Genomic DNA, 8,918 nt, shown 5'->3' with positions numbered 1-8,918 from the left:
GTCAGATCACCCGGACCCGACGGAAATAAGATCGGACACACAGCCCGAAATACTCAGGGACGGACCGACCACACCACACACGCGCTACCGAAACCCCATCGAAATTCGATAGCACCGAATCAGCGGACATGGCAACCCATCTCAGGTCACCAGCTGGAATCGTAAACTCCAGAAGACCGATCCGACGGCCTTACCCGACCCGGTTCGTCGTCGGCTACCTCTTGACGTTCCACCGCGTTCGGTGGGGCCAGCGACACGACCGGCGCGGCGGGGATCTGTCCCTGCACGTCGGGGAACCCCTCGACCAGGTCCGAGAACTTGGGCATCGTCATCTTCTGCTCGGTCAACGGCGCGAGGAGTTCGTCGGTCCGGCGAGCGATCTCCGCGGCGGCCTGCTGCGCGGCCTGGGTCATCGCCGCGGCGATCTCGTCGTAATCCAAATCGTCGATATCCGAGGAGAACTTGGTCTCGATCACCACACCGTCGGCGTTGACCGTCACCGTGACCCGCCGATCCCGCACCGAAGCCGACGCGGTCAACCGGGCCCGCTGCTGCTGTAACCCCGAAATCAACTGCATCTGCTGGGTAAAGGAATCCATCGCTTCCGCGAAGGAAGCGTCGGCAAAATCATCCGCCATGCCTCAACCCTTCACCGTGACGTTCGGGACAGTGTTGGCGATGGTGTGACCGGACCCGATATCGACATTCTTCAACGAATCCGCCGCATCGACCTGCCCCTTGGACGCGGCACCGACCACCTCGGCGGCACTGTTGTTTCCGTCGTGCACCGCGGTGAACTGTGTCCGCAGGCCTTGCTGCCCGCCCTTGTCTCGGATGAAGTCCTCGCTGAAATCATCACCCGCGGCGACGGTCAGGAACTTGCCCCACAACGACGCCGCTGTCCTGCTGTGGTTGATCAACGCTTCCTGGGCCTCGGCGAGAGCACCGCCGGCTTCTTTCAAAGCTGTGGTGTCGACGTCGAGGCTTTCGTTCTGCGTCATGCGCAACCCTCATCTTTCCCGCGTAACCGAGCTGGACCTGGTCATACCTGCGCGCCTTGGCGTTGCTGGAAACGCTGCTCGAAACCCTTCACGAACGTGGTCGGAGCGATCGAGGACGACGAGTGCTCCAGCACTCCGTCATCAGCGATATAGAAGATGGCCCGGCCGATCGCGATCTCACCCCGAGGTACCGGCACATACACCATCCAGCCGCAACTGAACCGGTCACCGACCAGCTGATCGAGTGGGTAACCCGTCGTGTCCAAACCACGACCCTCGACATAGGAACGGACCCGGAAGATCGCTTCCTCTTCCGGCATCTGCTGTGGCAGCGACGCCACCACCCCCGCCAGCGTCAACTGATACATCGCGCCATCGATATCGAACCGGTCGTCCTCGGCGAACAGGTTCACCACCGTGTCCCGGGTCACCACACCCACCTCGGCGGCAGACACCAAAGCCGCCGCGGCGCTGCGGTGTTGCGCGCTCGGTGGCTGCGCGGCCAAACCCGCGACGATCCCGACCACCGTGTTCGCCGTCCACACCCCCGGCACCGCCGTAGCGCACTGCTCCGCCGACGGGGACTCACCCCGATACCAACGCCCACCCTCCCACCAATAAACAAACGACATCAACCCCGTCGCTGCCCGCGGGTTCAGCACCGGATTAGCCACCCACTCCGGTGCGCCCGCATAAAACCTCGGCATCGGCGCACCATCGTTATAGGTGGCATCCAGATTCGCCGACTCCCACACCCCACCCGACAACACCGCACGACCACCCGGCAGCGAATACAACGTGCACCCACCACGCCGCGAGCTTTCGAACCAGCCCATCGACGGCAACACCCGCGGACCCCAATCCGAACCCGCCGCGACGAAAGCCGCCGAAATACACGCCCACCGCGCCCACATCTCCGGGAAATCAGGAAACTCGTTCTCCGCCAACGACGGCCACACCTTGCCCGCCCGGTCGGCCCGAGCCCCTACCGCCGCGTCCTGCGGGGTACGCGCCTGCCGCCCACCATGCCCGATATACGCAGCCAGCCACACCGGCAACGTCTCACGCGGGAACACTTCCACATCCGCGCGATAAGACTCGGGCTCGAACAACTGCCCATCCGGGAACGGCTCATCACCGAAGTCGTAATCGACCTCGAACTCCCCCACCGCACTCAACCGGACCAGCAACCGCCACCACGGCTCCCCATCCAACTCCGCGACCAACCCCCGATGCTCCCGCACCCGCTCCAACACCACCGCAGGCGGCTCCGCGCGCATCGAACGCTCACCATCGGTATAAACCACCTCGGCATACCCATTGACCGTGGTCAACGCGAACACCGCATCCAACTGCCGCCACCCCTCCGGAGCAGCCCCAGCCAACACATCCGCGATCTCCCGCGCCAACACCCGATCCCGGCCCTCAGCCGCCTCACCACCCCCCTCAGAAACCACGACACCCTCAACTACATCCGCAACATCCGGCGCATCCGCAGCATCCGGGGCATCCGGCGACAAACTGAAACCGACATCCGGCGCCTCGTTGTTCTCGTTGGCGTCGCCCGGGATTTCCCCGCCTGGGTTGTCCTTGTCCTGATCGCTCACTGTTCGCTTCCGCCGGTCATCCTTATCGGCCCCCATGGCCTTGCCTACAATCCCCCCATTCTTGCATGCCGCCTGAAACGCAGGTCCCCAATCACAGGCTCCCACGAGCGGGAAGCCTCCCGGTGCGGCAGGATCGAGCTATACGGGCCATTGCACAGCGGGTTTCCCGGCCTCGGTCACCGTCAACGGCCAGGTCATCACATAACTACCGATCGACCACGGCACCAGGGCTTGCCGGCGCTGGTCGCTTGCAGGCCAGGTGTTTCCACCGCCACAAGCAGGTATCCGCTATCGACAACAACGCGGCTGGATCTCGGACCCGAGATCGGCCGCGACACAATGCAATCACGGACGGAGTCGACAGCCGCCGGTCCGGAGTACCGCCGATCCGCTCAAATCTCCAGCAGGAGGGTTACCGGCCCGTCGTTCACCAGCTCGATCCGCATATGCGCGCCGAACCGACCGGTGGCGACCGTGGCGCCCAGTTCACACAGCGCCTGTGCGAAGACATCGACGAGGGGTTCCGCGGTGGCGCCGGGAGCGGCCGCCGACCACGAGGGGCGCCTACCTTTGGCGGTGTCCGCGTACAGGGTGAACTGACTGGCCACCAGGATCGGAGCGCGCAGATCCGCGGCCGAGCGCTCGCCCTCCAGAATCCGCAGCCACCACACTTTCTCGGCCAACGTCTTCGCGGTCACCTCGGTGTCGGAGTGGGTCACTCCGACCAGAACGAGCAGACCGTGCGGGACACCGTGGTCGGCCGGGTCTATGCGACCGACGACCTGGTCATCGACAGTCACCTGCGCCGAAGTCACGCGCTGCAAGAGGGCTCGCACGACTCTCGATCATGCCTTGCCTATGGCCCGGGCAGCCGCACAGGTCGCCTGCACCGCCGCGCTGATGACTCCACCGCGCTCGCGCTCGGTTCCACCATGACCACGGTCGCTGTTCACTCGCAACGCTCGCTCGTCGACTCCCACCGCACTGACGCTCGGCTCCGTCATGACCGCTATAACGGTGTGCCTGTTGCTCGCTCGCTACGCTCACTCATGAACGGGTCCACCGGGCCTCGGCGGATCCAGGTGCGCGCAGGCGGTAACCGTGACAGACTCGCCCAAAAAGATGCGTTGCGCGGACCGCCGCGCGTTGGCGGAGGATCATGCTGGAAACGAGGATCGCGATGGATCTGGACGCGCTGGAGCGCCGGATCGGCGACGATCGGTATGCGGCCCTCGACCGTTCGGTCGAATCCGAGCTGCGGCTCGCCGCCTCTCTCGGCGAACTCGCCAAGGGCCTGATCGCCACCAAGACCAATGGGTCGGTCCGCGATCGGACCAGGGAGGCGCTTGCGCCCGCCGAGGAAGCGGTGGCGATCCGCCTGCGACTGCTCTCCAGAGGCCAGGTACTGACGGCACGCCTCGCGGGCGAGCTGAACGATGCGCTGCGATCCTTCGAGCAGGCCGCGCGGCACAGCGGTCGCAGGGAGCTCGCGACGACGACGATCCGCCGCGCATGCGACGTGTACCGGCACGTGGCAAGGGCGCATCCGGAAGTCGCCGGTCCCTGCGCCGATGGGCTGTCCAAGTGCGGCGTCTGGCTGGGCAGGCTCGACCAGGGCGCCGCGGTGGCGGCAACCGAGGAGGCGGCCCGCATCCGCGCCGCACTCGCCGCCGCGAACCCGGACCTCTCCGGCAAGTACCTCGCCAGCCTGAGCACCCTGCTGCGGACGCTGATGGTCGGGCGCTCACGCAAACAGGCCATCGCCATGTATCGCGAACGGTATTCGGCCCTGACCTCCACGAGCATGTCGATCCGATTGCGCGCGTGCGGGATTCAGGACCTGGATCTCACGCCCAAATCGCATCGCGCGCTGCTCGAGCTGGGCTGCCGCACGCTCGAACAGGCCGGGCGGCTGACCCAGCAGCAGGTCATGTTCAAGTCCTCCGGCGACCTGTCGACCGTCGAGGAGATCAACTGGAAGTTGGCTCTGGTCGGCCTGCGGCCGCTCACGCCGGGCGCGGAGCCGGACCCGCCTTCGATGCCGGTGCAGATCGGCGCCACCTTCGGAGCGCTGAGCGTGTACTGCCCGGACCGCGATGCCATCGCCCAGGTGCGCGCCGCGATCATCGCGGCGTACGCGATCGACGACGCCTATCCTCTCGACCGCGACAGTTACCTCGGTGCGCACGGGGAGAACTGGAAGATCGCCGATCCTCAGGTGAACGCCGCGAGCTCCCTCGGCGACGACATCGTGCTGATCGACCAGCCCTACGGCGGCTGGGTGACGGTCATGAGCCTGAACTGGGAGCTCACGCCGGTGGCGAAACATCCGCTGGCGCTGCGCCTTTCCCAGGACTGGCCGGTGGCGGCCATCACGGTCACCGAGAACGTGGCCTACGAGCTGTGCTGGTACGAGCACGGCGCGGCCACCCAGTATGCCGCGCTCGGCCGCCCGGCCGGGCAGGCCCCGCTCGACAAGCCGCTCGCGCCACTGGACTTCAAGACCCTCGCCGACTACAACGCCGACCGGGCGACCGAGACCAAGCTCCGCGCCGCCTTCGGCAACACGAAGATGTTCTCGAACCTCACCTACCTGCCCGACAGCGGCCTGCGGCAGATCGGCGTCACCACACCACTGGCCGAGCACGGCGACCGCGCACTGTTCTTCCGAACGACGCCATGAGCCGCACCACAAGATGTCGCAGCAAACTTGCGGCTCTTATAGCGAACGGCGATGAACAGGATGCCATGGGTTCCCGACCGCCCGCTCGCCGGTGATTAGACCAGCAGTTAGTGAGACAAACTGAATATAGGAATGTGCGTCGAGTTACGCCGGTGACCGGGGCGCAGCGGAATCTTCCGAGAACAAATTGAACGGAATGTTAATACCGTTCCGTGGGAGTGCTCTACTGAAACAGCGCCCGAAAGGTGCGCCGGATCACAGCACCGACGCCATAGCACCGACCGGACGACCTGAGAAGACAGACGAAGCTAGCCGAGGCTCCCATGGACCAAATGGCGTTAGCGGATACACCTACCGCACGATGCGCCTACTACCGACACACCTGCGACCTGCCCGCCGGTGTCCACCCCGAGATCGGCCGAATCGTCGTCCGGGCCGGCTTCGTCGGTGCGATCACGATGCCCGCCGCGCTCGGGCAGCAGGTCCGCAGCGAACTCGCCCACCGGCGAATCCAGCCGGGTCCGATTATTTCCCACGTGCGATCCGGGCGATGGACTTTCCTGATCCACCCCGATCTATCCGACGACGTCCGGCTGTTCGCCGAACTGTTCCGCCTCAACGTGTCGATCGTGCCCAGAGGCGGCGAGATCGCACTGCCCTCCCCCGTCGATGCCCACGCCAAGTACCGCCGGTGGATCGTGCCTCCGCAGAACGGTTTCCGCCCTTCCGGCTCGTCCATTGTCGACACCGTCCGCTCCTGCATGAGATCAGGGAAACGATGACGATGACGTCCCTGCCCGCAAAACATCAAGTACTGCAAGCGTGCAGAGGCGAGCTGTCGGGAGGAAACCCGATGCTGCGCTGCGCACACGAGCTGACAACACTGCACGAGCGCATGCTCGCCATGGCCGACGCGGACATCGACGAGATCGACGCGTTGCGCGCGAGACTGATTCGCGATATCGACCGCTGGATCACTGTACAACTGCCACCCGCACACGGCGCGGCACATGTGCACACCGAGACCATCGGCGCCGTGATCGACCGCCTGGCCAAGTTCACCGCGCACGCCTACGCGGCGCTCGCCAGAGCCTCCGAATGGGACCTCCGGGAGGCCTGGCAGCGCCTCGGCGAGCTCGCCGTCGGCTACGACGATCTGGCGGCCGAAGTCTGCGCGGGCATCCGGCGGCTACCCGGCGCATCGTAGGGTCGCCCGCCCCGCCGTAGGGTGAACGCATGGGGAATTCGAACGATCCCGACGCGACAACTGCCCTGCGCGCCAAGCGGGCGAGCTCCTTCGGCGTGCATGCCGCCGCCTACGCCGAACACCGGCCGGACTACCCGGCGGACGCCATCCAGTGGGCACTACAACCCATTGCGGACAAGCAGGCGCCAGTCGTTCTCGACCTCGGTGCAGGTACCGGCAAGCTCACCGGGGGACTGCTCGCTGCAGGCGCTACCGTGATCGCGGTCGAACCCGATGCCGAAATGCGCGCCGAGCTCGTACGGCGACTGCCCGAGGTAACCGCGCATGACGGTGCGGCGGAGTCGATTCCGCTGCCGAACAGCTCGGTTGACGCGATCGTGGCCGGGCAGGCGTTCCACTGGTTCGACCAGCAGCGCGCCTTCCCGGAGTTCGCGCGTGTACTGCGCGATGACGGGGTGTTCGCAGCGCTCTGGAATACCGACGACATGCGGGTCGACTGGGTCGCCGGGCTGGCGCGCGTCGCCCGATCGGATACGTCGTCCCCACTGCCGAAATCGGGTGACGACAAGCTGCCCGAGCACCCGTTATTCCAGGATTTCGAGCACGCTGAGTTCCCGCATGCCCATCGGCGGACCGCCGAATCGCTCGCCGCGACCATCGGGACGTATTCGTACACACTGGTGGTTTCGGCCCAACAGCGAACCGAGGTGCTCGGCCGTGTCACGGACTACCTGCGCAGCAGGCCGGAAACGGTCGAGGGCGAGTTCGACATGCCACTGCGGACCTGGGTAATCCGCGCGAGCCGCCGGGCTGACCTCGTCGTCGATTGACAAGTCAGAACTGCTAGACGGACATGCACACCGTGCGATCGGCCTACTGATCCGACACCGCATAGGCTCGTCGCAGATCGTCCGCGAGTCGCACTCTGCTCGGCATCAAGCGATATATGGCCGAAAGTTGCGCGGTTCGGCCTCCCCCGTGGTGCCGGAAGTAACATGTTGCGCCACATGCCATTTCGCCTAGGACTTTTCGTAGTGGCCGCCGACTCGGACTATGACGATATCCTCGCCGGTGACCTGGTAGACGATTCGATGTTCCTGCGTGAGCCGCCTCGACCAGAACCCGGCCAGCTGGTGCTTCAACGGCTCGGGTTTCCCGATGCCGTCGAATGGATCGCGCACAATGTCGGCGATCACCGCGTTCGCGTGCTTCAGAACAGTGCGGTCACGCTGAAGAAAGGACGCGTACTCCTCCCACGCAAGCTCCGTGAAGACGAGCCTCACTCGAGCAGCTCATGCTCGTGAACGCGGCCCGCGCGGGCCTGCGCGATCGACTTCAGCAGCCTCGGCCCGTTGTCGCTCAGCAACTCCAGCGTAGTGATAAGGGAGTCGTAGTCCTCTTTGGACATGAGGACAGCATTTCCCTGCCCCGACTTCGACACGATCTCGACCGTGTCGTGATCCTCATTTACCCGCTTTACCAACGGAAAAAGATGCTTCCGTGCCTCGCTGACGGTAATTGCCTCGGCCATGTCATCTCCCTGCAGTGGTACGGAAAATGGTACCACTGCAGGTTGTGTAACAATTGATGCCAGTCCGCTGGCAGCGTCTACTCCGGGCGGAGGGTGAGGATCCTGGGGCCGTCCTCGGTGACGGCGACGGTGTGCTCCCAATGTGCCGCACGACTGCCGTCGAGCGTGACCACGGTCCAGTCGTCGTCGAGGACCTTGGTCTGGGTGGTGCCGAGAGTGAGCATCGGCTCGATCGCGAGGACCGATCCCACCACGAGTTTCGGGCCCCTACCCGGCTCACCTTCGTTGGCGAGGAAAGGGTCGAGGTGCATCTCCCGGCCGATGGCGTGACCACCGTAGCCGTCGACGATGCCGTAGCCACGTCCGTGTGTCTTCTCGGCGGCGCGGGTGCCCAGCTCGATGGCGTGCGAGACGTCGGTGAGCCGGTTACCGGGCACCATTGCCTCGATACCGGCCTCCATCGACACCTTGGTCGCCTCGCTGAGCAACCGGTCGGCCTCGATGATCGTGCCGATGCCGAAGGTCCAGGCCGAATCACCGTGCCAGCCGTCGAGGATCGCGCCGCAGTCGATGGAGACCAGATCGCCCTCGGCGAGGATCTCCTCGGCACTCGGAATCCCGTGCACCACACGGTCGTTCACCGACGCACAGATGGACGCGGGGAATCCGTGGTAGCCCTTGAACGACGGGACCGCGCCCGCATCTCGGATCACCTGTTCGGCGACCTCGTCCAGCTCCAGGGTGGATGCCCCTGGCTTGGCGGCCGCGCGCACGGCGACCAGGGCACGGCCGACGATCGCGCCCGCCGCCGCCATGGCATCCAGTTCACCTGCCGTGCGGAATGGCACGACCTTCTTCTTGCGGTGGAAGACCATCCCGGCCTCAGCGC

Annotated in this window: 11 protein-coding genes; 4 read left to right on the top strand and 7 right to left on the bottom strand. The window is 65.4% G+C overall.

Translation table 11 applies throughout. The features are described 5' to 3' along the window. Positions 1-146: 146 nt before the first annotated feature. The 4 genes from OHB12_RS29190 to dtd all read right to left on the bottom strand — a co-directional run bounded on the left by OHB12_RS29190 (position 147) and on the right by dtd (position 3,444). On the bottom strand, positions 147-638 hold the full coding sequence (locus OHB12_RS29190) for a YbaB/EbfC family nucleoid-associated protein (protein WP_327112624.1): 492 nt from the start codon (positions 636-638) through the stop codon (positions 147-149). 3 nt (positions 639-641) lie between these two features. Beyond that, on the bottom strand, positions 642-1,001 hold the full coding sequence (locus tag OHB12_RS29185) for a hypothetical protein (protein ID WP_327112622.1): 360 nt from the start codon (positions 999-1,001) through the stop codon (positions 642-644). A gap of 41 nt (positions 1,002-1,042) precedes the next feature. Further along, positions 1,043-2,608 carry a hypothetical protein gene (locus OHB12_RS29180; RefSeq protein WP_327112619.1) on the bottom strand — a complete coding sequence of 522 codons (1,566 nt, stop codon included), beginning with the start codon at positions 2,606-2,608 and terminating at the stop codon, positions 1,043-1,045. Positions 2,609-3,000: 392 nt separating this feature from the next. Then, positions 3,001-3,444 (bottom strand): D-aminoacyl-tRNA deacylase, encoded by a 444-nt coding sequence (dtd, locus tag OHB12_RS29175; protein WP_327112617.1) that lies wholly within the window; start codon positions 3,442-3,444, stop codon positions 3,001-3,003. Positions 3,445-3,767: 323 nt separating this feature from the next. Here dtd and OHB12_RS29170 point away from each other — a divergent pair, with 323 nt between their 5' ends. From OHB12_RS29170 to OHB12_RS29155, 4 genes are all read left to right on the top strand, one after another. Further along, on the top strand, positions 3,768-5,291 hold the full coding sequence (locus tag OHB12_RS29170; protein ID WP_327112615.1) for a hypothetical protein: 1,524 nt from the start codon (positions 3,768-3,770) through the stop codon (positions 5,289-5,291). Between the two features lie 332 nt (positions 5,292-5,623). Beyond that, positions 5,624-6,073 carry a DNA-directed RNA polymerase subunit beta gene (locus tag OHB12_RS29165; protein WP_327112613.1) on the top strand — a complete coding sequence of 150 codons (450 nt, stop codon included), beginning with the start codon at positions 5,624-5,626 and terminating at the stop codon, positions 6,071-6,073. Beyond that, positions 6,070-6,498, top strand: a complete 429-nt coding sequence (locus tag OHB12_RS29160) for a DUF4254 domain-containing protein (RefSeq protein ID WP_327112611.1) — start codon at positions 6,070-6,072, stop codon at positions 6,496-6,498. The genes OHB12_RS29165 and OHB12_RS29160 overlap by 4 nt, the downstream gene beginning before the upstream one ends. A gap of 29 nt (positions 6,499-6,527) precedes the next feature. Beyond that, positions 6,528-7,328, top strand: a complete 801-nt coding sequence (locus OHB12_RS29155) for a class I SAM-dependent methyltransferase (RefSeq protein WP_327112609.1) — start codon at positions 6,528-6,530, stop codon at positions 7,326-7,328. Positions 7,329-7,517: 189 nt separating this feature from the next. Here the strand turns inward: OHB12_RS29155 and OHB12_RS29150 are convergent, their stop codons facing one another. The 3 genes from OHB12_RS29150 to map all read right to left on the bottom strand — a co-directional run bounded on the left by OHB12_RS29150 (position 7,518) and on the right by map (position 8,904). Next, positions 7,518-7,781 carry a Txe/YoeB family addiction module toxin gene (locus tag OHB12_RS29150; RefSeq protein ID WP_327112607.1) on the bottom strand — a complete coding sequence of 88 codons (264 nt, stop codon included), beginning with the start codon at positions 7,779-7,781 and terminating at the stop codon, positions 7,518-7,520. Continuing rightward, on the bottom strand, positions 7,778-8,029 hold the full coding sequence (locus OHB12_RS29145; RefSeq protein WP_327112605.1) for a type II toxin-antitoxin system Phd/YefM family antitoxin: 252 nt from the start codon (positions 8,027-8,029) through the stop codon (positions 7,778-7,780). Before OHB12_RS29145 ends, OHB12_RS29150 begins: the two co-directional genes overlap by 4 nt. 77 nt (positions 8,030-8,106) lie before the next feature. Continuing rightward, entirely contained in the window at positions 8,107-8,904 is a 798-nt protein-coding gene (gene map / locus OHB12_RS29140; RefSeq protein WP_327112603.1) for a type I methionyl aminopeptidase, read from the bottom strand. Positions 8,905-8,918 lie beyond the last annotated feature (14 nt).

This window comes from Nocardia sp. NBC_01730 (assembly GCF_035920445.1).
Lineage (GTDB): Bacteria > Actinomycetota > Actinomycetes > Mycobacteriales > Mycobacteriaceae > Nocardia.
Note: the sequence above shows the minus strand (reverse complement) of the source record. Positions and strands in the feature narration are given on the sequence as shown.

What these genes read in the sequence shown, in the direction of transcription:
- OHB12_RS29145 (WP_327112605.1), bottom strand. Translation starts at nt 8,029, where the DNA reads ATGGCCGAGGCAATTACCGTCAGCGAGGCACGGAAGCATCTTTTTCCG.
- OHB12_RS29165 (WP_327112613.1), top strand. Translation starts at nt 5,624, where the DNA reads ATGGCGTTAGCGGATACACCTACCGCACGATGCGCCTACTACCGACAC.
- OHB12_RS29155 (WP_327112609.1), top strand. Translation starts at nt 6,528, where the DNA reads ATGGGGAATTCGAACGATCCCGACGCGACAACTGCCCTGCGCGCCAAG.
- OHB12_RS29160 (WP_327112611.1), top strand. Translation starts at nt 6,070, where the DNA reads ATGACGATGACGTCCCTGCCCGCAAAACATCAAGTACTGCAAGCGTGC.
- OHB12_RS29170 (WP_327112615.1), top strand. Translation starts at nt 3,768, where the DNA reads ATGCTGGAAACGAGGATCGCGATGGATCTGGACGCGCTGGAGCGCCGG.
- OHB12_RS29185 (WP_327112622.1), bottom strand. Translation starts at nt 1,001, where the DNA reads ATGACGCAGAACGAAAGCCTCGACGTCGACACCACAGCTTTGAAAGAA.
- OHB12_RS29190 (WP_327112624.1), bottom strand. Translation starts at nt 638, where the DNA reads ATGGCGGATGATTTTGCCGACGCTTCCTTCGCGGAAGCGATGGATTCC.
- map (WP_327112603.1), bottom strand. Translation starts at nt 8,904, where the DNA reads ATGGTCTTCCACCGCAAGAAGAAGGTCGTGCCATTCCGCACGGCAGGT.